Origin of the sequence: Acidovorax facilis (assembly GCF_050626955.1) — a bacterium.
GTDB lineage: Bacteria > Pseudomonadota > Gammaproteobacteria > Burkholderiales > Burkholderiaceae_C > Acidovorax > Acidovorax facilis.
The window spans coordinates 4,023,783-4,046,378 of sequence record NZ_CP192460.1 but is presented as its reverse complement, the minus strand read 5'-3'; the positions used below and the strand labels follow the sequence as shown (position 1 = coordinate 4,046,378).

The 22,596-nt window shown below is 65.6% G+C and carries 17 protein-coding genes; 7 read left to right on the top strand and 10 right to left on the bottom strand.

All coding sequences use genetic code 11. The annotated features are described in order from the left end of the window. Nucleotides 1-121 precede the first annotated feature (121 nt). The 8 genes from ACQ4MJ_RS18480 to ACQ4MJ_RS18445 form a co-directional block, all read right to left on the bottom strand. On the bottom strand, nt 122-1,108 hold the full coding sequence (locus ACQ4MJ_RS18480) for a tripartite tricarboxylate transporter substrate-binding protein (protein ID WP_055400007.1): 987 nt from the start codon (nt 1,106-1,108) through the stop codon (nt 122-124). A 412-nt stretch (nt 1,109-1,520) separates the two neighbouring features. Further along, nucleotides 1,521-2,768 carry a phenylacetate--CoA ligase family protein gene (locus tag ACQ4MJ_RS18475; RefSeq protein ID WP_431151701.1) on the bottom strand — a complete coding sequence of 416 codons (1,248 nt, stop codon included), beginning with the start codon at nt 2,766-2,768 and terminating at the stop codon, nt 1,521-1,523. 224 nt (nt 2,769-2,992) lie between these two features. Then, nucleotides 2,993-3,805 (bottom strand): ABC transporter ATP-binding protein, encoded by an 813-nt coding sequence (locus tag ACQ4MJ_RS18470; protein ID WP_055400025.1) that lies wholly within the window; start codon nt 3,803-3,805, stop codon nt 2,993-2,995. A 224-nt stretch (nt 3,806-4,029) separates the two neighbouring features. Continuing rightward, nucleotides 4,030-5,358, bottom strand: a complete 1,329-nt coding sequence (locus ACQ4MJ_RS18465; RefSeq protein ID WP_431151702.1) for an ABC transporter substrate-binding protein — start codon at nt 5,356-5,358, stop codon at nt 4,030-4,032. A 52-nt stretch (nt 5,359-5,410) separates the two neighbouring features. Then, nucleotides 5,411-6,487: a branched-chain amino acid ABC transporter permease gene (locus tag ACQ4MJ_RS18460; protein WP_055400013.1), complete on the bottom strand. Its 1,077-nt coding sequence runs from the start codon at nt 6,485-6,487 to the stop codon at nt 5,411-5,413. 28 nt (nt 6,488-6,515) lie between these two features. Continuing rightward, entirely contained in the window at nt 6,516-7,445 is a 930-nt protein-coding gene (locus ACQ4MJ_RS18455) for a branched-chain amino acid ABC transporter permease (RefSeq protein WP_055400015.1), read from the bottom strand. A gap of 15 nt (nt 7,446-7,460) precedes the next feature. Further along, entirely contained in the window at nt 7,461-8,246 is a 786-nt protein-coding gene (locus ACQ4MJ_RS18450) for an ABC transporter ATP-binding protein (protein ID WP_055400027.1), read from the bottom strand. Between the two features lie 38 nt (nt 8,247-8,284). Further along, a complete protein-coding gene (locus ACQ4MJ_RS18445) occupies nt 8,285-10,231 on the bottom strand; it encodes an AMP-dependent synthetase/ligase (RefSeq protein ID WP_121507718.1) in 1,947 nt (648 codons plus the stop codon). A gap of 243 nt (nt 10,232-10,474) precedes the next feature. On the opposite strand from ACQ4MJ_RS18445, the gene ACQ4MJ_RS18440 reads away from it, so the two are divergent. After that, entirely contained in the window at nt 10,475-12,238 is a 1,764-nt protein-coding gene (locus ACQ4MJ_RS18440) for an ExeA family protein (protein WP_431151703.1), read from the top strand. A gap of 2 nt (nt 12,239-12,240) precedes the next feature. Next, complete coding sequence (locus ACQ4MJ_RS18435; protein WP_431151704.1) at nt 12,241-13,071, top strand: general secretion pathway protein GspB; 831 nt, start codon at nt 12,241-12,243, stop codon at nt 13,069-13,071. A 182-nt stretch (nt 13,072-13,253) separates the two neighbouring features. On the opposite strand, the gene ACQ4MJ_RS18430 is transcribed toward ACQ4MJ_RS18435, so the two are convergent. Continuing rightward, nucleotides 13,254-14,432, bottom strand: a complete 1,179-nt coding sequence (locus ACQ4MJ_RS18430) for an ABC transporter substrate-binding protein (RefSeq protein WP_121422124.1) — start codon at nt 14,430-14,432, stop codon at nt 13,254-13,256. A 178-nt stretch (nt 14,433-14,610) separates the two neighbouring features. Between ACQ4MJ_RS18430 and ACQ4MJ_RS18425 the strand changes: the two genes are divergently transcribed. Further along, nucleotides 14,611-15,324 (top strand): Crp/Fnr family transcriptional regulator, encoded by a 714-nt coding sequence (locus tag ACQ4MJ_RS18425; protein WP_199727044.1) that lies wholly within the window; start codon nt 14,611-14,613, stop codon nt 15,322-15,324. Nucleotides 15,325-15,413: 89 nt separating this feature from the next. Here the strand turns inward: ACQ4MJ_RS18425 and ACQ4MJ_RS18420 are convergent, their stop codons facing one another. Continuing rightward, on the bottom strand, nt 15,414-17,129 hold the full coding sequence (locus ACQ4MJ_RS18420) for a methyl-accepting chemotaxis protein (RefSeq protein ID WP_431151705.1): 1,716 nt from the start codon (nt 17,127-17,129) through the stop codon (nt 15,414-15,416). 397 nt (nt 17,130-17,526) lie between these two features. Here ACQ4MJ_RS18420 and ACQ4MJ_RS18415 point away from each other — a divergent pair, with 397 nt between their 5' ends. From ACQ4MJ_RS18415 to ACQ4MJ_RS18400, 4 genes are all read left to right on the top strand, one after another. Beyond that, a complete protein-coding gene (locus ACQ4MJ_RS18415) occupies nt 17,527-18,423 on the top strand; it encodes a DUF4394 domain-containing protein (protein ID WP_431151706.1) in 897 nt (298 codons plus the stop codon). Beyond that, nucleotides 18,420-19,076: a methylamine utilization protein gene (locus tag ACQ4MJ_RS18410; protein WP_431151707.1), complete on the top strand. Its 657-nt coding sequence runs from the start codon at nt 18,420-18,422 to the stop codon at nt 19,074-19,076. Before ACQ4MJ_RS18415 ends, ACQ4MJ_RS18410 begins: the two co-directional genes overlap by 4 nt. Beyond that, nucleotides 19,073-21,442: a putative bifunctional diguanylate cyclase/phosphodiesterase gene (locus tag ACQ4MJ_RS18405; RefSeq protein WP_431151708.1), complete on the top strand. Its 2,370-nt coding sequence runs from the start codon at nt 19,073-19,075 to the stop codon at nt 21,440-21,442. The genes ACQ4MJ_RS18410 and ACQ4MJ_RS18405 overlap by 4 nt, the downstream gene beginning before the upstream one ends. 319 nt (nt 21,443-21,761) lie before the next feature. Continuing rightward, a complete protein-coding gene (locus ACQ4MJ_RS18400) occupies nt 21,762-22,589 on the top strand; it encodes a pseudouridine synthase (protein WP_121508843.1) in 828 nt (275 codons plus the stop codon). Nucleotides 22,590-22,596: the final 7 nt, after the last annotated feature.

The window sequence follows — 22,596 nt, the reverse complement described above, 5'->3', positions numbered from 1 at the left end:
GCGATCCGTGCAGATGGATTACCCCAAGGTGGTGGCGCCGAGCTCGATGGCAGGCACAAAAAAGCCGCCTCGGCCAAGGCCGAGGCGGCTATTCCATCAATGACCGGAAGGGAAAAACTGATCAGTCTGCGTAGGTGCCTGCAGCCTTGATCACAGCGCCCCACTTGTCGATTTCGGCCTGTACAAACTTCTTGTGCTCGGCGGGCTCCATGCGCTTGTCGGTGACGACCACCGCGCCCAGGCCTTCTTGCTTCTTAATGAACTCGGGGTCCTTCAGTGCAAGCTTGAGGGCTTCGTTGATCTTGGTCACGACGGGAGCTGGCGTGCCCTTGGGCGCGTACAGGCCGTGCCAGATGCTGACGTTGAAGTCCTTCAGGCCCGACTCCGCCAGGGTGGGCAGGTCCTTCAGAGCCGGGGTGGTCAGGCGCTTGGGCGTGGTCACGGCGTAGGCCTTGACCTTCTTGCCTTCGATCTGTGGCGTGGTGTTCGTGGTCTGGTCGCACAGCAGGTCGATCTGGCCGCCAATCAGGTCGGTGATGGCGGGGGCCGTGCCCTTGTACGGCACGGGGGTCATGTCCACCTGCATGGCGCTCTGGAACATCAGGCCACACAGGTGCGACGCAGCGCCCAGGCCGGCATTGCCCAGGTTGATCTTGCCCTTGTTCTGCTGGATCCAGGCGGTGAGTTCCTTGAAGTTGTTCGCAGGCATGGTGGGCCGAGCGATCAGCGTCATGGGCACATCGTTGACCATGCCCAGATATTCAAAGTCGTTGGGCACGCTGAACGACAGCTTGCGGTACAGCGCGGGCATGGTGGACATGCCAATGTGGTTGAGCAGCAGTGTGTAGCCGTCCGGCGCGGCGCGGGCTACGCGGGCTGCACCGATGGAGCTGCCGGCGCCGGCCGTGTTGTCCACCACCACAGTAGCACCCAGGGGCTTGCGCAGTGCTTCGGCCAGGTCGCGCGCCACGCGGTCGGTGGGGCCGCCCGCAGCAAAGGGAACCACGATGGTGACGGTCTTGTCCTTGGCGGGATAGTCTTGGGCGCTGGCGCCAAAAGCGGTGGCTGCGGCCGCAGCGATCAATGCAAGTTTCAGCGTTGTTTTCATGGGTCTCTCCTGTGAATGACGGGCCATGATAGCGAGGGGGGTTTGCGGGAACATTGCGGATATTACGTAGCACACAGGGGGCATGGTCTTTAACAAAAAGACGCCTGCAGCGCTTTTCTATAAAGCGCTGAATGCTACAAAATAAGGAGCAATGCTAGGGTAAACACTGCGGCATGCCACCGCGCAAAGCGGGCACTTTTTGCGCTGACGCAAACCTTTGGGCGGAGCGGGAAGGGCCCACGTTTGCGCATTGACAGCACGCCCATGCCGCTCATCACCGAGACAGGCACGACCCGATGCCAGCGCCACCGTGGAACGCTTTGCCAAGCGACGGGCGGCGTTTCCGTTGGGGATAGAGGAGCTGCAGCCCCTGGCAGCTGCGGCTAGGCGCCGCAGGGCGCCATGGCGGAGGCTACTTATAGCTCCGCGCGTCCTCGATCACCTTGCCATCGTTGGGCAGCGTGCCAGGGGCCACCATCTGCACGTCGCCCCGCAGCTTGGTCACTTCGCGGATGGCGTCCGAGAGCTGGTGTGCCAGGCCCTCGGCGGTCTCCACGGTTTCCACCTGCAGCACCATCTGGTCGTTGGCCATCTCGCCGCTGACCACCAGGCGTGCGCGCAGCACCTGCGGAAAACGCTGTGCAATCGTGGCCACCTGGCCGGGGTGCACGAACATGCCGCGGACCTTGGTGGTCTGGTCGGCCCGGCCCATCCAGCCCTTGATGCGGGTGTTGGTGCGGCCCGTGGGGCACTGCCCTGGCAGCACGGCCGACAGATCACCCGTGCCAAAGCGGATCAGCGGGTAGTCGGGGTTGAGCGTGGTCACCACCAGCTCGCCCACCTCGCCCTCGGGCACCGGGTCGCCCGTGCCGGGGCGCACGATCTCGACGATCACGCCTTCATCGAGCACCAGGCCTTCGCGGGCCGAAGTTTCGTAGGCAATCAGCCCCAGGTCGGCCGTGGCGTAGCACTGGTAGCCCGCGATGCCGCGCTCGGCAAACCACTCGCGCAGTGAGGGCGGAAAGGCCTCGCCCGACACCAGCGCCTTGGTCACCGTGGGCAGCGTTACACCCATCTCGGCGGCTTTTTCGACAATGATCTTGAGAAAGCTGGGCGTGCCGATGTAGCCCGCAGGTTGCAGTTCGGCCATGGCCTGCACCTGCTGCTCGGTCTGCCCCGTGCCGCCTGCAAACACCGTGCAGCCCAGAGCGTGTGCGCCGGTTTCCATCATCGAGCCCGCGGGCACGAAGTGGTAGCTGAAGCTGTTGTGGATCAGCTCACCGGGTCGAAAGCCTGCAGAGTGGATGGCGCGCGCCATGCGCCAGTAGTCGCGCCGCGTGCCTTCGGGTTCGTAGATGGTGCCGGGGCTGGCAAACACACGCGGCATGGCCGCGCCAAAACCCAGCGCGCTGAAGCCACCAAACACGTTGGTGGCGCGGCCTGCCTGCTGGCGCTCCAGCAACTCGTACTTGCGCGTGACGGGCAGCTTTGCCAGGGCCGCGCGGCCGGTGATGGTGGTTGCATCCACGCCAGCCAGGATGCCGGCAAATGCGGGCGATGCCTTCTGGGCATGGGCGATCTGCTGCGGCAGCGCAGCCATCAGCGCCGCTTCGCGCTCTGCGGGGCTGCGTGTTTCCAGGGCGTCATAAAACGTGCTCATGCCTGGGGTTCCTTGTGAGGTGGTTTGAAGTGAAATTGGCCTCTGGCGCTTATACATAAAGCGCAAGCAGCTATGAAAATAGGAGTGATCCGTTCAGCGTTTGAAAAGGTGCGGAGCCTGGAATACCGGCGCTGACGAAAGCCAGCGCCACCGCGCAAGGGCCGCCCCGCCGCGCTGGTGGCGTCCCCCTGAGGGGGAAGGCGCGCAGCGCCACAGGGGGCTCCTCAAGCCAACCAGCGCTTGCGCCGCTTGTAGCTTTTGACATCCTTGAAACTCTTGCGCTCGCCGCCGCCCACGCCCAGGTAGAACTCCTTGACGTCCTCGTTGTTGGCCAGGTCGCTCGCTGCGCCGTCCATCACCACGCGGCCGCTTTCCATGATGTAGCCGTAGTCGGAATACTTGAGCGCCATGTTGGTGTTCTGCTCGGCCAGCAGGAAGGTGACCTTTTCTTTGGTGTTCAGGTCCTTCACGATGTTGAACACCTCCTCCACGATCTGCGGCGCCAGGCCCATCGAGGGCTCGTCCAGCAGCACCATGCTGGGGTTGGCCATGAGCGCGCGGCCGATGGCGCACATCTGCTGCTCGCCACCCGAGGTGTAGGCGGCCTGCGAGGTGCGGCGCGTCTTGAGGCGCGGAAAGTAGTTGTAGACCTTCTCCAGGTTGGCTGCGATCTCGGCCTTGCTGGTACGGGTGTAGCTGCCCGTCATCAGGTTCTCTTCAATCGTCAGGTGGGCAAAACAGTGGCGCCCCTCCATCACCTGCACCACGCCACGCTGCACCAGGTCCGCGGGCGAGAGGTTTTCGATGCGCTCGCCGCGCAGCTCGATGGAACCCTTGGTGACCTCGCCCCGCTCGCCCTGCAGCAGGTTGGAGATGGCGCGCAGCGTGGTCGTCTTGCCCGCCCCGTTCCCCCCCAGGATGGCCACGATGGAGCCCTGCGGCACCTGCAGTGACACGCCCTTGAGCACCAGGATCACGTGGTTGTAGATGACCTCGATGCCGTTGACGTTGAGAACGATATTGCTGTTGGAGTCCATGGTGTTGCCTTCCTGTACCAATCCAAAGAGTTGTTGCACAACCCTTTGGATTGGCGGCTGCCAAATGGCAACCGCTTCGTCATTGGCCCTTGAAACGGTCGCAGCCTGAAATACCAGTGCCACCGCGCAAGGGCCGCCCCGCCGCGCTGGTGGCGTCCCCCTTCCCGCAGCGCGAAGCGCTAAGAGAGAAGGGGGAAGCGGCAAAGCCGCTCGGGGGGATGTGCTTAGCTCTGGCAGTCCGCAGCGTCGCGGCGCGTCATCTTCTTGTCGGCCAGGTACTTGTCCGCACCGGCCTTGACCATGGGCTTCAAGATCTGCTCATCAGCCTGGTACCAGTCGGACGAGAAGTTCCACTTGCTGCCATCCCAGGTGTGGACGCGCGCCCACGTGGAGCCCATGTGGTCAGCGCAGCTGGTGGACAGCGGACGCATCACGCCGCCAAAGCCCAGCGCATCGAGCTTCTTCTGGTCCAGGGCCAGGTTTTCCATGCCCCAGCGCACTTGTTCGCCGGTCATGACCTTGCCCTTGCCAAAACGCTCCTGTGCGCGGCGCACTGATTCGACGGCCAGCATCTGGATGATCACGCCGCGCGTGTACAGCACCGAGCCCACTTCGTCCTTGGGACCCGTGCCCTGGCCCTTGTCGTGCACGTTTTTCAGGATGTCCTGGATCACCTTGGGCTGCTGGCCCGAGGTGTTCAGTGCCAGCGCGTTGTAGCCCTTGGCGCCTTCGCCCACGTCACGCACATCGGGCTCGGCACCGGCCCACCACACGCCGTACATCTTGTCGCGGGGGTAGCCAGTGGCCTGGGCTTCCTTGAGGGCGGTGGAGTTCATCACGCCCCAGCCCCACAGCAGCACGTAGTCAGGGCGGCTTTGGCGCACTTGCAGCCAGGTGGCTTTTTGCTCCACGCCGGGCGCGGTCACGGGCAGCATCTGCAGCTCAAAGCCGTGCATCTTGGCGCGCTCCTGCAGCAGCGGGATGGGTTCCTTGCCAAACGGGCTGTCGTGGTACACCAGCGCAATCTTCTTGCCCTTGAGCTTGTCCAGACCGCCATTGGCCTTGCCGATGTGCTGGATCAGGATGTCGGCGCCGGTCCAGTAGCTGCCCATGAACGGAAAATTCCACTTGAACGCCTGGCCGTCCTGCGCCACCGACAGGCCGTAGCCCAGCGTCATCAGCGGAATCTTGTCCACAGGGGCTTTTTCGGTCAGTGCAAACGTGATGCCGGTGGCCTGGGGGTCGAACAGCGACACGCCGGGGCGGCTCTTGAGGCGCTCGTAGCATTCGACGCCACGGTCGGTGGCGTAGCCCGTTTCACATTCTTCAAAAGTCAGCTTCACACCATTGATGCCGCCGTCGCGGGCGTTGATCATCTTGATGTAGTCCTGCTTGCCGTTGGCCCATGGCACACCGTTGGGTGCGTAGGGTCCTGTGCGGTAGGACAGCAGCGGGAAGAACTGCTCCTTGGCTTGTGCGAGGGCGCTCGTCGCAACGGACGAGGCACCGGCAGCAACCACCGCAGCGGCGATCACGATTTTCGAAAGCTTCATGGATGTCTCCTTTGGATGAATGTGTTGAAGCACGGGAAAAACTGGCAGGGGATCAGTGGGGGAAAGGCCAGAGGCGGAGTTTTTGTTTGGCGGTGGACCACAGCTTGGCCAGACCATGGGGCTCCACGATGAGGAACCACACGATCAGTGCGCCGAAGATCATCAGCTCGGCATGCGAGACACCGGCGGTGGACACCTCGATGCCAAAGATCCCCATGAAGGCCGGCAGGAACTGGTTGAGCACGATGGGCAGCACCACGATGAAGGCCGCACCAAAGAAGCCACCCATGATCGAGCCGAGCCCGCCGATGATCACCATGAACAGCAGGCGGAACGAAATTTCCACCGAGAAGGCCGCAGGCTCCCAAGCGCCCAGATGCACAAAGGCCCACAGCGCGCCGGCCATGCCCACGATGAACGAGCTGACCGCAAACGCGCTGAGCTTGGCGTACATGGGGCGGATGCCGATCACCGCCGCAGCCACGTCCATGTCACGGATGGCCATCCACTCACGCCCGATGGCGCCGCGCACCAGGTTCTTGGCCAGCAGGGCCACCACCACCAGGATGGCCAGGCAGAAGATGTACTTGCTGGTGGCGCTTTCGATCGGCATGCCCAGCACCTGCAGGTTGGTGACCGACACCGAGCCAGAGTCGGAGTTGTTGGTGAACCACTTGATGCGCAGGAACATCCAGTCGCTGAAGAACTGCGCGGCCAGCGTCGCCACGGCCAGGTACAGCCCCTTGACGCGCAGGCTGGGCAGCCCGAACAGGATGCCGAAGAACGTGGCGCACAGCCCGCCCAGGATGAGCGCTGGGATCAGCGGCATGCCGGGGAAACGCACGAAGAAGTTGTAGGCCCCATAGGCGCCCACCGCCATGAAGGCGCCCGAGCCCAGCGAGATCTGGCCGCAGTAGCCCACCAGGATGTTCACCCCCAGGGCCGCCAGCGCCATGATGACGAAGGGGATCAGGATGGCACGGAAGATGTAGTCGCTGGCCAGCATGGGCACGGCGATGAAGGCAATGGCCAGGATGATGCCGATGGCAATGCGGTCCTGCGCGATCGGAAAGATCTGCTGGTCAGCGCGGTAGCTCGTCTTGAACTGGCCGTTTTCGCGGTAGAGCATGGAAGTCTCCTGTTCTAGTTGTTATGGGTTACACGCGGTCGATGATCTTTTCTCCGAACAAACCTTGCGGTCTGAACAGGAGGAACACCAGCGCCAGCACATACGCAAACCAGATCTCGATGCCCCCGCCCACGAACGGGCCCAGGTACACCTCGGAGAGCTTCTCGCCCACGCCGATGATCAGGCCGCCGATGATGGCGCCGGGTACCGAAGTCAGGCCGCCCAGGATCACCACCGGCAGCGCACGCAGGGCCACCGTGGTGAGCGAGAACTGCACCCCGAGCTTGCTGCCCCAGATCATCCCGGCCACCAGGGCCACCACACCTGCCACGCACCACACGATCACCCAGATGCGGTTCAAAGGGATGCCGATGGATTGGGCCGCCTGGTGGTCGTCGGCCACGGCGCGCAGTGCGCGGCCGGTAGAGGTTTTCTGAAAGAACACCGACAGCAGGGCCACCAGCGCGGCGGCAATGGCCGCAGCAATCACGTCTTCCTTGTTGATCAGGATGCCGCCCTGGAACACCGTGTCGAACGCAAAAATGGGCTCCTTGGGCATGCCCACGTCGATTTTGTAGATGTCGCTACCAAACAGCGTCTGGCCCAGTCCTTCAAGAAAGTACGTGATGCCCAATGTGGCCATCAGCAGCGTGGCACCTTCCTGGTTGACCAGGTGGCGCAGCACCAGCTTTTCAATCAGCCAGGCCACTACGAACATGATGGCGCCCGCAATCACGAAGGCGGCCAGGTTGGCCACGATGGGGTTGTCGATGCCGGTCCACTTGGGGATCCATTCGGCAAAGCGGGCCATGGCCAGCGCTGCAAACAGCACCATCGCGCCCTGCGCGAAGTTGAACACGCCCGAAGCCTTGTAGATCAGCACAAAGCCCAGCGCCACCAGCGAATACAGCATGCCGGCCATGAGGCCGCCGATGAGGGTTTCCAAAAAGAATGCCATGAGTTGTTCTCCCGATCAGTGGCTTGTGCCCAGATAGGCACTGATCACGTCTTCGTTGTTGCGCACTTCGTCGGGGCTGCCGTCGCCGATCTTCTTGCCGTAGTCGAGCACCACCACGCGGTCGCTGATGTCCATCACCACGCCCATGTCGTGCTCGATGAGCACGATGGTGGTGCCGAACTCGTCGTTCACATCGAGGATGAAGCGGCACATGTCCTGCTTTTCTTCCACGTTCATGCCGGCCATGGGCTCGTCGAGCAGCAGCACCTGCGGCTCCATGGCCAGGGCGCGGCCCAGGTCCACGCGCTTTTGCAGGCCATAGGGCAGCTGGCCCACGGGCGTCTTGCGAAACGCCTGGATTTCCAGGAAGTCGATGATGTGCTCGACGTACTCGCGGTGGCGGATCTCCTCGCGCTCGGCCGGGCCGATACGCAGCGCCTGCATCAGCAGGTTGCTTTTGATCTTGAGGTTGCGGCCGGTCATGATGTTGTCGATCACGCTCATGCCCTTGAACAGCGCCAGGTTCTGGAACGTGCGCGCCACGCCCATCTCTGCCACCTGGCGCGAGTTCATGTGCGAGAACGTCTTGCCCCGGAAGGTGATCGATCCATCCTGCGGCGTGTACACGCCGTTGATGCAGTTGAGCATGGAGCTTTTGCCCGCGCCGTTGGGGCCGATGATGGCGCGGATCTCGTGCTCTTTCACGTTGAACGAGATGTCGGTCAGCGCCTTCACGCCGCCAAACCGCAGGCTGATGTTCTTGACGTCCAGGATGACGTCGCCGATCTTCTTTTTGGTCATGGTGAGGTGTTGCTGCTCGGGCGGGTAGAGAGCGGGTTTCATGCTGCAGCCTTGACGGGCGCGAAGGTCTTTGTGTCCGACAGCTTCAGGGTGGCGCTTACGCTGCCTGTGCGGCCGTCCTCGAACTTGACCTGGGTCTCGATGTACTGCTCGGTGCGGCCTGCGTACAGCGCATCCACCAGCACCGCGTATTTTTCGGCAATGAATCCCCGGCGGACCTTGTTGGTGCGCGTGAGTTCGCCGTCGTCCGCGTCCAGCTCCTTGTGCAGCACCAGGAAGCGGCTGACCTGGCTGCCCGCCAGCATGGTGTCGGTGGCGAGGTCGGCGTTGACCTTTTCGATGCACTCGCGGATCAGCTCGTACACCTCGGGCTTTTGCGCCAGGTCGGTGTAGCCCGCGTAGGGCAGGTTGCGGCGTTCGGCCCAGTTGCCCACGGCGTCGAAATCGATGTTGACCATCACACACACCTTCTCGCGGCCGTCGCCCAGCGCGACCACTTCCTTGATGTGCGGGAAGAACTTGAGCTTGTTCTCCACATACTTGGGCGCAAACATGGCGCCATCGTTGGCGCCGCCCTTGATGCGGCCCACGTCCTTTACCCGGTCAATGATCTTGAGGTGGCCGTGCGCGTCGAGGAATCCTGCATCGCTGGTGTGGTACCAGCCATCGGCGGTGAGCACCTCGGCTGTGGCCTTGGGGTTCTTGTAGTACTCCTTGAGCAGGCCGGCGGACTTGACGAGGATCTCGCCGTTGTCGGCCACCTTGATCTCCACACCGCGAATCGGCACGCCCACCGTGTCGGCGCGCGCCTGGTTGTCGGGCTGCAGGCAGACGAACACGGCGGTCTCGGTGGAGCCATACAGCTGCTTGAGGTTGATGCCGATGGAGCGGTAGAACGTGAACAGATCCGGGCCAATGGCCTCGCCTGCCGTGTACGCCACGCGCACGCGGCTAAAGCCCAGGTTGTTGCGCAGCGGGCCGTACACCAGCAGGTTGCCCAGCGCGTACTTGATGCGGTCCAGGGTGCCCACGGGTTCGCCGTCCATGAGGGCGGGGCCCACCCGCTTGGCCACGCTCATGCAGGCGTGGAACATGGCGCGCTTGATGGTGCCTGCGTCTTCCATGCGGATCATCACGCTGGTCAGCAGGCCTTCAAAAATGCGCGGCGGCGCAAAGTAGTAGGTGGGGCCCACTTCCTTCAGGTCGATGGTCACCGTGCTGGCCGACTCGGGGCAATTGACCACGTAGCCGCAGGCCAGCCACTGGGCGTAGCTGAAGATGTTCTGGCCGATCCAGGCCGGGGGCAGGTAGGCCAGCACTTCTTCGCTGCTGGTGAGCTTGTCGAACTCGGCACCTGCGCTGGCGCGGTCCAGCAGGGTGCTGTGGGTGTGCACCACGCCCTTGGGGTTGCCCGTGGTGCCCGAGGTGAAGAACATCGCCGCCACATCGTCGGGCTGGGCCTTGGCGACCTCGCTCTGGAACCACTGGGGGTTCTTGGCGACGTGCGCCTTGCCTGCTTCGATCAGCGAGTCCAGCGACGCCAGGCCCTGTTCCTCGTAGTTGCGCAGGCCGCGCGGGTCGTCAAAGTAGATGTTCGAAATCTGGGGGCACTGCTCGCGGATCTCCAGCAGCTTGTCCACCTGCTCCTGATCTTCCACCAGGCAAAAGCGCACTTCGGCGTTGTTGAGCGGGAACACGCATTCGGCCCCCACGGCGTCCTGGTACAGCGGAACAGGAATCGCGCCCAGTGACTGCGCGGCCAGCATGGTGGCGTAGAGGCGGGGGCGGTTGGCGCCGATCACCACCATGTGTTCATGGCGCTGCAGCCCGGCCAGGTGCAGGCCGGCGGCCACCTGCTCCACCAGCCGCACCAGGTCAGCCCAGCTGTGGGTTTGCCAGATGCCATATTCTTTTTCGCGCAGGGCCGGGGCCGTGGGGCGCTCGGCGGCATGCTTGAGCAGCAATTGCGGGAACGTGGTCAACATTGCAGGTTCCTGAAAGTAAGAGGTGTCCGTCCGGTGACTGGCGGGAGCGCGGCCTTGTGGCTGCGTATCTGTGTATGGGATGGATGCTAGGACTGACTTTGACGTCATCTTGTCTTGCCGACGACAATTTACGGGAAACTACTCCTCGGGTAAAACCCTGACGCACGGCGAATGGCCGATTGGCGAGGGTGGCGGACGGGGTATCGCGGAACGCTTCACAGGGGGGCGGTATCCTCACGGGCTATGTACGCCCCGTTCTTCGGCCTTCAGCACCCGCCGTTCTCCATCGCCCCCGACCCCCGCTACCTGTTCATGAGCGAGCGGCACCGCGAGGCGCTGGCCCACCTGCTCTATGGACTGGATGCAGGGGGGGGCTTCGTGCTGCTCACGGGCGAGGTGGGGGCGGGCAAGACCACCGTGTGCCGCTGCTTTCTGGAGCAGATCCCGTCGCACTGCAACGTGGCCTACATCTTCAATCCCAAGCTCACGGTGCGTGAGCTGCTGCGTTCCATCTGTGACGAGTTCGGGGTGCCGCACAAGCCCACCGTGCCGGGTGGTGTGGAAACGGTCAAGGATTACATTGACCCGCTCAACGCCTCGCTGCTGGCGGCGCACGCCGCCGGGCGCAACACCGTGCTCATCATCGACGAGGGACAGAACCTCTCGGCCGACGTGCTGGAGCAGCTGCGGCTGTTGACCAACCTGGAGACCAGCGAGCGCAAGCTGCTGCAGATCATCCTCATCGGCCAGCCCGAGCTGCGCGCCATGGTGGCCAAGCCGTCGATGGAGCAATTGGCCCAGCGCGTGATTGCGCGTTTTCACCTGGGCGCACTGAGCCCGCAGGAGACACAGCAGTACATCGCACACCGCTTGGCCGTGGCCGGGCTCACCGGGCCGCTGCCGTTTGACCGGGGTGCCCTGCGGCGTGTGCATGCGCTCTCGCACGGCGTGCCCCGGCGCATCAACCTGCTGTGCGACCGGGCGCTGCTCGGTGCCTATGCGGCTGGTGCGCGGCAGGTGAACCGGGCCATCGTCAACCGCGCTGCGCGCGAGGTCTTCGATGCGCCGGCCTCGGCCGCTGCAGCGCGCAGCGCCCGGCAGGCGGGACTGCCGCGCTGGGCTCTGGCGGGCCTGGGTGCCGTGGCGGGTGCTGCAGCGGTGGCGGCTGCGGGCTGGGGCATGGGGGGGTGGCCTGCGCACCGTGGCGGCCCGCAGGTGGCCACCACAGGCCCTGGTGCCGCCGTGGCGCCGGGGGCGGCGTCCAGCCCGGGCGCGAAGCCCCCGGCGGCTGCGGCGCCTGTGGCAGTGCTGCCCGCATCCGCTGCGGCTGCCTCCGCCCCGGTAGCTGCCGCGCCCGCTGTACCGGCGTCATCGGCGGCACCGTCTTCTGCGCTGGACCAATTTATGCAGGCCCAGCCTGCCACCGATGCGCCGGCCTGGCAGGCGCTGGCCTCGGCCTGGGGGGCGGCTTTGCCTGCGGGCGCCGATGCCTGCACTACCCTGCCGCGGGAGGGCTTGCGCTGCTACCGCAACCGCCGTGCGGGCCTGAACCTGGTGCGCCAGATCGACCGGCCCGTCCTGCTTGCGCTGTACCCGTCGGAAGAGGCCGAGGCCCCTGTCTCGGTCTTGCTGCGTGGACTGGATGGCGACAACGCCACGCTCGAAGGCGGCGGCCGCAGCTTGCGCGTGCCCGTGGCCGAACTGGCCCAGGTCTGGCGCGGCGAGATTGCCACGCTGTGGCGCGCCCCGGTGGGCATGCCCGACCGGGGCGAGATCACCGATTCACCGGCGGGCGCGGCCTGGCTGGACCAACGGCTGGCGAGCAAGGCCGCCGGTGGCTCGGGCCCCGGCAGCAAGCCGGTGACACCCGCTCAGCGCCAGTCGCGCATCCACCGGTTCCAGCTGGCCCAGGGCGTGACGCCCGACGGCCGCGCCGGCCCCCTGACCCTCATGCTGCTCAACCGCGCCACCGGCGTGAACGAGCCACGTCTGCGGAACACGCCTTAACCATGTCCTACATCCTTGATGCCCTGCGGCGTGCCGATGCCGAACGCGGCCGGGGCGCCGTGCCGGGCCTGCACACGCAGGCTGCGCCCACTTCTGGCGCTTCCTCCATGCCGGGTCAGGCCGGGCCGATCAACCTGTGGTTTGTCGCAGCGGGCGTGGTCGGAGCCGCTGCGCTGGCGGCCGGCGGCACCTGGTGGGCCCTGCGGCCCCAGGCCCCGGCTGTGGTGGTGGCAGCGGCCCCGGCTGTGCCAACGCCCGCTGCCGTGGCGCCCCCCGTGGCAGCGCCAACCCCGCCGTCGCCCCCTGTGCCCGCGCCGGAGCCTGCCCCGGCACCCGCACCCGCACCGATGGCACCGCTTGAGCCCCGCAGCGCCGACAAGCGCCCGGCAGACAAACGCAGCGCAGCACCTCAGCCACCCCCGCGTGAACGTGAGCGGCCCGTGGCCTCCGTGGTGGTGGCGCCTCCTGCGGCGGCCCGCGCCCCCGCTGCCGAACAGCCCGTGCGCCCGCGCAGCCCGGCAGCTGCGCCCGCCCCCCAGGCCCCCGCAGCGCCTGCGCCACGGCCGTCACCAGACGCCGGGGTGGCCCCGCCGCCCGCCAGCCCCGTGTTTGCGCAGGGAGATCTGCCCGAGGCCTTGCGCACGCAGTTGCCTGCGCTCAAAGTGACGGGCGCCACCCATTCGAACAATCCGGCCTACCGCATGGCCATCGTCAACGGACAGGTGCTGCACGAAGGCGACCAGGCGGCACCCGGCCTGGTGCTGGAAAAGATCGAGCCTGGGCGTACTGTCTGGTCGTTCAAGGGCTACCGGTATGGTGTGGCGGCGCAGTAGTAAAAAAATCAGTTAAAACAGCCTCTAGCGCTTATCCTGTAAGCGCTAATAGCTATCTATCTGATAGTTGTTTTGTGAGGCGCTGTGCTTTCAACACCTGGCTCCACGCAAAGCGAGAGCTACGGTGGAGTCGGCGTCACCGGCCCACCAGAGTCCGGGGGACGGCGCAGCAACCCCGGGGATCACCGGATAAACCTGCCGTCGCGCCCCACCAGCGTCAGCTCCACAAACCGCGATGCATTGCGGTCGGGGGTGCTGGCGTTGATCTCGAAGCCACCCAGGTCCCACTTCTTGAGGTTCCAGGTGGCGTCGATGAAGGCGGCTCGTGTGGGGTTGCGGCCCGCGCGCTGCAGGGCCTCGGCAAAGACGCGGGCGTTGATGTAGCCCTCCAGCGCCAGGTGCGAGGGCTCGGCCGCGGCGCCCGAGGCCTTCCAGGCGGCCTGGAAGTCGCGCACTACCGGCATGACCACGTTGGAGGGCAGGGGCACGACCTGCGAGATGGCCATGCCCGTGGCATCTGCGCCCAGGGCCTTCACCGTAGCGGGGGTGCCCATCACCGACAGTGCATACAGCGTCACGCCGCGCTTGATGGCGCGAAACGCCTTCACGAATTCCAGTGTGGGCTTGCCTGCCAGGCCGATCACGATGGCTTCGAGGTTGCCGCTTGCCAGTTTGGTGGCTGCTGCGCCGGCATCCGACGCGTTGTTTTCGACCGTCACCGTCAGCGCCTCGGGCAGCTTGAGGCGGTCCATCGACTGTTTGGCGGCGGTAAAGATCTCTTTGCCGAACGCGTTGTTCTGGTAGACGATGCCGATGCGCTGGATGCCGATGGTAGACAGGTGTTGCACCAGCTTTTCGGCCTCGTCGGCGTAGCTGGCGCGAATGTTGAAGACACTGCGGGCCTTGGTGCGGCTCAGTTGCGCGCCGGTGAAGGGGGCGAAAAACGGAATGCCACTCTCGATCACCTTGGGCAGCATGGCGTCGATCATGGGGGTGCCCATGCAGTTGAACAGCGCAAAGTACCCAGGGTCTGCCAGGAACTGCTCCACATTGGCCAGCGCCTTGGGCACATCGTAGGTGTCGTCCTGCGTGACCAGTTCAATGGTCTTGCCGTGGATGCCACCCCGTGCATTGATGCCCGCAAACGCCGCCTTGGCACCCTGGTGCATGGCCGACCCGAGATCGCCCAGCGGGCCGGTGAGGGCGGTGGACTGTGCAATACGGATGGTCCCTTCCTGTGCGCGGGCGCTGCCCAGCCCCAGCCAGGGCAGGCTGATGGTGGCGGTCGCGGCAGCCAGCAACTGGCGCCGGGCGATGTGGGACGGTGGGCGGGCGGTGGTCGGGGGCAGGTCGGCGGGCATGTGTGTCTCCTCAAAAGGCCCGGGCCTGCGCAGCGGCGGCCGGGGGAGGCGACATCATCCAATCACGATTGGCATTTTTTTGTCGGTCTGGCGACAATTGGGGTCGTGGTATTCCCGCACTTCCCCATCGCGGCAGACTGCCCTTTTTCATGAGAACCTTCGCGCCATGGACTCACGCATGAACCAGGATCTGTCTTTGCACCAGCGTCGTCGGCCACCCACGGCGGATGAGCTGGACGGCATTCCCTGGCTGCGACTGCTGCTGCCCGCCGAGCGCGAGCGCGCTGTGGCCTCGTTGCTGGTGGGGGATGCCAAGGCGGGCGACTATGTGTGCCGCGTGGGGCGCCCGGTGACCTACTGGTTTGGTGTGGTCGAGGGCCTGCTCAAGATGAGCACGGACAACGCCCAGGGCCAGACCATGACGTACGCGGGCCTGCCGCCGGGCGGCTGGTTTGGCGAGGGCACCACCATCAAGCGCGAGCCCTACCGCTACAACATCCAGGCGCTGCGCAAGAGTGTGGTGGCGGGGTTGCCGATTGACAGCTTTCACTGGCTGCTGGACCACTCCATCGGCTTCAACCGCTTTGTGATGAACCAGCTCAACGAGCGCCTGGGCCAGTTCATCGCCGCGCGCGAGATCGACCGTCTGAACAACCCCGATGTGCGTGTGGCCCGCAGCCTGGCGTCGCTGTTCAACCCGGTGCTGTACCCGGGCGTGGGCGAGGTGCTGCGCATCACGCAACAAGAGCTGGCCTATCTGGTGGGTCTGTCGCGCCAGCGCGTGAACGAGGCGCTGGCTGCGCTGGAAGCGCAGGGCGCCATCCGTGTGGAATACGGCGGCCTGCGCGTGCTGGACTTGGCCGCGCTGCGGTCGAGTGTGTTTCCCCCCTGAGGCGATCGGCGCCTGGGGACGACGCCCTCGCTGCGGGGCGGCCCTTGCTGGGCGTCCCTGGCGTGGGGAGCGCCAGTTTCAAAGTCCAGTTAGCTGCGTGGCAGGGCGCGGGGGTGGGAAGGTGGCGAGGACAGGGGGCGGCTGCCCGTGGTGCGGGCTGGGGCGGGCACCACAGCCATTGGCAATGCAGAGGGGCTGCCTGCCCCCCAGCTGTTGTCATCGCCGCCGTCACGCGTGAGGCGGAAGGTGCCCACCATTTGTGTGAGGCGCCCGGCCTGGTCTTTGAGGCTGTCGGCGGCGGCGGCGCCTTCTTCCACCAGCGCCGCGTTCTGCTGGGTCATTTCTTCCAGCGCACCCACCGAGTGGCTCACGTGGCCAATACGCTGGCTTTGCTCCTGTGTGGCGGCGGTGATCTCGCCCATGATGTCCGACACGCGGCGCACCGAAAGCACCAGTTCTTCAATGGTCTTGCCGGCGTGGTTTACCAGGGTGCTGCCTTCCTGCACCTGGTCGACGCTGGTACCGATCAGCGCCTTGATCTCGCGCGCGGCATTGGCCGAGCGGCCCGCCAGGTTGCGCACCTCGCCGGCCACCACGGCAAAGCCCCGGCCTTGTTCGCCTGCACGGGCTGCTTCTACTGCCGCATTCAGCGCGAGGATGTTGGTCTGGAACGCTATGCCGTCGATCACGCTGATGATGTCGGCGATCTTGCGCGAGCTGGCGCTGATGGTGTCCATGGTGCGCACCACCTGCGACACCACCTCGCCGCCGCGCGTGGCGGCATCCGATGCGGTGGAAGCCAGCTGGTTGGCCTGGCGGGCCGAGTCGGCGCTCTGCGACACCGTGCCGGTCAGGTCCACCAGCGAGCTGGCCGCGCTTTGCAGGTTGTGCGAGGTTTGTTCGGTGCGCTGGCTCAGGTCCAGGTTGCCCGAGGCCACTTCCGAGCTGGCGACCAGGATGGAATCTGCCGTCTGACCAATCTCACCCACCAGGGTGCGCAGGCGTTCCTGCATGGCGGCGATGGCTTCGAGCAGGCGGCCGGTTTCGTCGTGGATGCGCACTTCGACCTGCGAGGTGAGGTCGCCGCGCGCAATGCGTTCGGCCACCACCACGGCGCGGCCAATGGGGGCCGTGATGCTGGTGGTGATGCGCCAGGCAATCAGCGCGCCCAACCCAATGGCCAGCAGCACCAGCAGCCCGCCCACCACGCGGGCCTGGCTCTGCGTGTGCTCGGCCGATGCAGTGGCTTCGGCATTCAGCGTGTTTTGCAGGTCGATGAGTTCGCCCAGTTTGGTGCGCCAGGCGGTTTCGGCGGGGGCCACGCGGGTCATCAGCGCCAGGGTGGCGCTCACGGTATCGCCGTCGTCGGCGGCCTTGATGGCTGTGTCCAGTTCGGGGCGGGTCTTCTTGCCCAGGGCCTGCACTTCGCCCAGCAGCTTGATCTCGGTCGGGGTGGCGTTGGCGGGGGTCAGCAACTCGGCCAGCGCGGCTTCCTGGGTCGCATACAGCTTGAGCGTCTTGGCCACAGCATCAATCTGTTCGCGGGCCTGTTTGGGGTCGATGTCGTTGAGCATGGCCGCCGACCGGCTCTGAATGCCTATGGCGCTCACACTCTCCAGCATGCCATTGACCAGCTTGGCCTTGTTGGCGCCGATGCCCGTGATCTGGCGCATCTGCTCGTGCACCTTGCCCACCGAGAGCTGGCCCACGGCGGCCACCGCCACCAGCAGCACCAGCATGCAGCCAAAGCCCAGGCTCAGCCGGCTGGAAATCGACAGGGATTTGAGTGACGTTGCGGCCTGCATGGTGTTCCTTGGAGTCTCTGGGGACAATGAATCGTGTGGGGGAGAACGAAGCAATAAGGGTGCCCGTGTCAGCCACCTGCTGAATGGCCTTGGTCTGCGTCCTGGTTCAAGGCAGTGTAGGCACAAATTACAAAATGTGTCATGACGCTTGCGGATAGTGGTATGCCCAATGTGCATGGGCTCGTTGTTACAAATTTGCGGGCAATTTTTTGCCATTTGTGAAAGCGTATGGCGGTATTGTTGCTTCGCAAGATTGCAGATAGAACTGGTGTTTACGCCTGTATTTAAAGCATCAAACGCTATACAAAATATAGCAATTCACTTTCCCTGGATTGCTCTGTACCCACGCGGGAGTAGTCCATCAGGTATAAATCCGTTACAGATGCAAGGCCCCACGATGAAAGCTCTTTCCTTCCCCTTGGTGCGCCATATGGCTGCCGCAGCGCTGGTAGGCGCCGCGCTGGCGGGTTGCGCCACCGCACCCGCACCAGAAACCAGCCAGCGCGAACTGGTCGTTGCGATCACGGCCTCGCACGAACTCATCACCTTCCACGCCGGCCAGCCAGACCGCATCCTGGAGCGGCGCCCCGTCACGGGCCTGCCCGCAGGTGAGCGGCTGGTGGGTATCGACTTTCGGGTGGCGCGTGGCGTGCTCTATGCGCTCTCTCAGGCGGGCCGCCTGTACACGCTCGACATTCCCACTGGCGCGCTGCGCCCCGTGGGGCCAGCACCAGCGGTCCTGGGCCTGCGGGGCACGGCCTTCGGCTTCGATTTCAACCCTGCGGCCGACCGGATCCGTGTGGTGTCGAACACGGGCCAGAACCTGCGCCTGCACCCCGACACCGGGGCTGCCGTGGATGGCGACCCGGCCGTCGAGGGTGTGCAACCCGACCCGGCCCTGCGCTATGCGTGGAGCGACACCCACGCCGGCCGCAATCCCGACATCGCAGGCGCCGCCTATACCTACAACGCCCAGGACAGCAAGATCACCACCAACTACGCCATCGACCGCACCCTCGGCGTGCTGGTGATGCAGGGCTCACGCGAAGGCACCACGCCTGTGGTGTCGCCCAACACCGGTCAGTTGCGCACCGTGGGGTCGCTGGGGCTGCCACGGCTCACCGACGTGGCGTTCGATATTTCGGACGTCGGCAATACCGCGCTGATTGCGGTGCGCACTTCGGTAGACAGCCACACGCGGCTGCACCTCGTAGACCTGCGCACAGGGGCCACCCGGCCGCTGGGCACCGTGGGTGAAGGCGCCCCCCTGCTGGGCATGGCCATCGAACCATGACCACCAGCTGCCATGCCCAGCGCACCAGGGCTTTGTCTGCGCTGACCGGCGTGGTTGTGGTGTTTGTGGCGTGTCTGGCAGGCCTGCCCACCGCTGCCCATGCTGCCACAGTGCAGGTGGAGGTGCTGGATGCGGCGGGCAGGCCGCTGCCAGACGCCGTGGTGTTTCTCGAATCCGCCGATGCCCGAAAGGCGGTCAAGCCGCTGTCCGGTGCGGAGATGGCGCAGGAAAAGCGGCAGTTTGTGCCCGGCTTGCTCGTGGTGCCCGTAGGCACCGAGGTGCGGTTCCCCAACCATGATTCGGTGCGCCACCACGTCTATTCGTTCTCGCCGGCCAAGAAGTTCGAACTCAAGCTCTATACAGGCACGCCTTCCAACCCTGTGCTGTTCGACCGCCCTGGTGTGGCCGTGCTGGGCTGCAATATCCACGACCAGATGGTCGGCTGGATTGTGGTGGTGGACACCCCGTACTACGCCCGCACACCTGCCGCACCGGGCCGGGCGCAGATCGACAACGTGCCGCCCGGCACCTACACTTTGCGCACCTGGCACACGCGGTTGCCCGTGGGCGCGCCCGCGCAGGAGCAGGCGCTCACGGTGCCCGCCACGGGTGCTGCGGCGGCATCGGTGCGTTTGGCAGGGCTGCAGCCTTGAACCGGAAGAAGCTGTGCGAACTGGGGCGCAGCCTGATCTTGCGGCTGATTGGGCTCACGTTGCTGCTGCTGCTCATCGTGCAGGCTGCAGGTTTTGCCGTGGTGCGTGCCACCATCGAGCGCAATGCCCGTGCGCAGATTGCCCAGGCTCTGGACCTGGATGAAAACGTCTGGCGCCGTCTGTTGGAGCAGAACGCCGACAAGCTGCGCCAGGGTTCGGCCTTGCTGGCCGCCGACTACGGTTTTCGCTCGGCCGTGAATTCGGGCGACGAGGAGACCATCCAGTCGGTGCTCGAAAACCACGGCAACCGCATTGGCGCGGCGGTCACCGCGCTGCTGGGCACCGACCTGGAACTGCGCGCGGTCAGCCTGGCGGGCAACATGGAGGCGTTTCCGGCCACCTTGCGCGCGCTGGTGCCGCCGCTGGCCGCCCAGCCGCAGGGCAGCCAGATCGCGGTGATGGGCGGCGTGCCCTACCAGTTCGTGATGGTGCCGCTGCGCGCACCGGTGGTCATTGGCTGGGTACTGATGGGGTTCCCGGTCAACCAGCCGCTGGCCGATGAGATGCGGCAGCTGCTGGCGGTGCACGTGGCGCTGGTCGTGAAGGGCGAGGACGGCAGGGCCAAGGTGCCCGTCAGCACGCTGCCGCCAGGCTCGCTGGCGCTGCTGCAGCGCGAGGGTGTGCCCTCTGGCGAGCTGCAGACGCCCGAGGGCATCCTGCTGGCGAGGGCCATTCGCCTGGACAGCGTGGGGGGCGAGGTGCAGGCGCTGCTGCTGCGGTCGGTGGAGGAAGTGCTCGCCCCCTACCGGCAGCTGCAGGTGCTGCTGGCCATCATCACCGTGGCGGGGGTGATGCTGTTTGCGGTGGGCACGGGGCTGGTCGCACAACGCCTGACCACGCCGCTGCGCTCGCTGCTGGCCGCCACGCAGCGGCTGTCGCGCGGTGAATACGATGTGCCGCTGGAACACACCGACCGCAGCGACGAGATTGGCAACCTCGCACGTTCGTTCGATCACATGCGCAGGGACATTGCTGCGCAGCAAACCGAGGTCCGCCGCCTGGCCTATTGGGATCGCCTCACGGGCCTGCCCAACCGGGAGCGCTTTCGCGAGGCGGTGGTGTTGGCCATTGCACGCAGCACCGGCGGTGCGGTGCCCCCGCACCCGCTGGCCGTGCTCACGCTCGACCTGGACCGCTTCAAACACGTGAACGACGTGCTCGGCTATTCCTTTGGTGACCGCCTGCTGCAGGCGGTGGCCGAGCGGCTGCGCCAGCAGGTGCCATCGCCCGACAACATGGTCGCCCGCCTGGGCGGCAACGAATTCGCCGTGCTGCTGCGGGGCGCCGATGCGGCCACCGCCCATGCCACGGCGCTGCGCATCACCCAGTCGTTCGAAGAGCCGCTGGCCTTCGAGGACCAGACGGTGGACCTGAGCGCTGGCATTGGCATTGCCTGCTGGCCTGGGGATGCCGACGATGCCGACACGCTGCTGAGCCGCTCCGAGATCGCCATGTATGCCGCCAAGCGCAGGCTCAGCGGGGCACAGCAGTACGACGCATCATTTGATTCGGCCAGCGCGCAGACCTTGTCGCTGCTGACCGAGCTACGCCACGCGGTGGAGCACCACGAGCTGCGCCTGTACCTGCAGCCCAAGGTGCCGCTGCACGGGCAGCCCGGCCGGGCTGCCGAGGCCCTGGTGCGCTGGCAGCACCCGCAGCGCGGCCTGGTGCCGCCCATGCAGTTCATTCCGTTTGCCGAACAGACGGGGTTCGTGCGGCAGCTCACGCTGTGGATGTTCGAAGAGGTGGCACGCCTGCTGGCCGACCCGCGCACCCAGGGCCTGGCGCTGCGAGTGTCGGTCAACCTGTCCACACGCGATCTGCTCGACCCGGAACTCAGCACCCGCCTTGCCGACATTCTGGTGCGCCATGGCGTGCCGGCCAGTGCCTTCTGCCTGGAGATCACCGAAAGCGCCATCATGGACGACCCCCAGCGCGCCGAGGCCATGCTCAACCGGCTGTCGGAGCAGGGCTTCAAGCTGTCGATTGACGACTTCGGCACCGGCTATTCCTCGCTGGCCTACCTCAAGCGCCTGCCGGTCCATGAGCTCAAGATCGACAAGTCGTTTGTGATGGGCATGGAGACGGGCGAGGACGACGCGATGATCGTGCGCTCGACCATCGATCTGGCGCACAACCTGGGGCTCACCGTGGTGGCTGAGGGGGTGGAAACCGCCGCCATTCTGGAGCGCTTGCGCACCTTGGCGTGCGATGAGGCGCAGGGCTATCACATTGCACGACCACTGCCGGTCGATGATTTCCTGGCCTGGCAAGAGGGGCAGGCGCATCAGGTGCGCCAGGGGTAAGTTTCTTTAGTTCTTGGTCTGCCAGGCCCCGCAGGCGAAAATACGCGCAATGTCTCCTCCTTCCAGTTCCCGCCCGCCTGCCGGCCCCGCTGCTGCCCCTGCGCCTGCTGCAAGTGCCAGCGCACCAGCGGCACCCGCAACCCGTCCTGTTCTCCGCCGTCCCGCCGTGGCCGCCAAAGCCGCTCCCGTCCGGCCTGCGCCGCCGCCGCGCGCTGCCAGGGCGTCCGCGCCCCCCAACTACCGCACGGCGTCGGGCTCGTTTGTTGCGCCCATCAAGCAAGCGCCCGAACGGGCGTCCGCGACGATCACCGTGAACGGCATGGTCAGCTCCCGCCTGAACAAGCGCATGGCCGAGCTGGGCCTGTGCTCGCGGCGCGAGGCGGACGACTGGATCGCCCAGGGCTGGGTCAAGGTCAATGGCCAGGTGGCCGAAATGGGCGTGCAGGTGTTGCCCACCGACCGCATCGACGTGGACAAGGTTGCCCAGGGTTTCCAGGAGCAGCGCGTCACCATCCTGCTGAACAAGCCCATCGGCTATGTGAGCGGCCAGGCCGAGGATGGCCACACGCCGGCGGTGGCATTGATCAACCCCCGCACGCACTGGCGTGACGACCCCAGCCGCAACCGATTTTCTCCGCCGCAGTTGCGTGGCCTGGCGCCTGCGGGGCGGCTCGATATCGACTCGGTGGGCCTCTTGGTGCTGACCCAGGATGGTCGGGTGGCCCGGCAGATCATTGGTGAGGACTCCGAGATGGAAAAGGAGTACCTGGTGCGCGTCGTTTACCAGGCACCGGGTCAGGTGGTGCCACGCCATCCCAGTGAGCGCTCCGCGCCGCTGCAGGAGATTGACGAGCGCGATCCTGTCAGCACCAATGTGCAGGCGGTGTTTCCCCCCGCGTTGCTGGCCCGGCTGCGCCACGGCTTGAGCCTGGACGGCGAGCCGCTCAAGCCCGCCAAGGTCGATTGGCAGAACCCCGAGCAACTGCGCTTTGTGCTCACCGAAGGCAAGAAGCGCCAGATCCGCCGCATGTGCGAGCTGGTGGGTCTCAAGGTGGTGGGGCTCAAGCGCATTCGCATCGGCCGCGTCACCCTGGGCAATCTGCCGGTGGGGCAGTGGCGCTACCTGTCTCCCAGCGAGCGGTTCTGAGTACCAC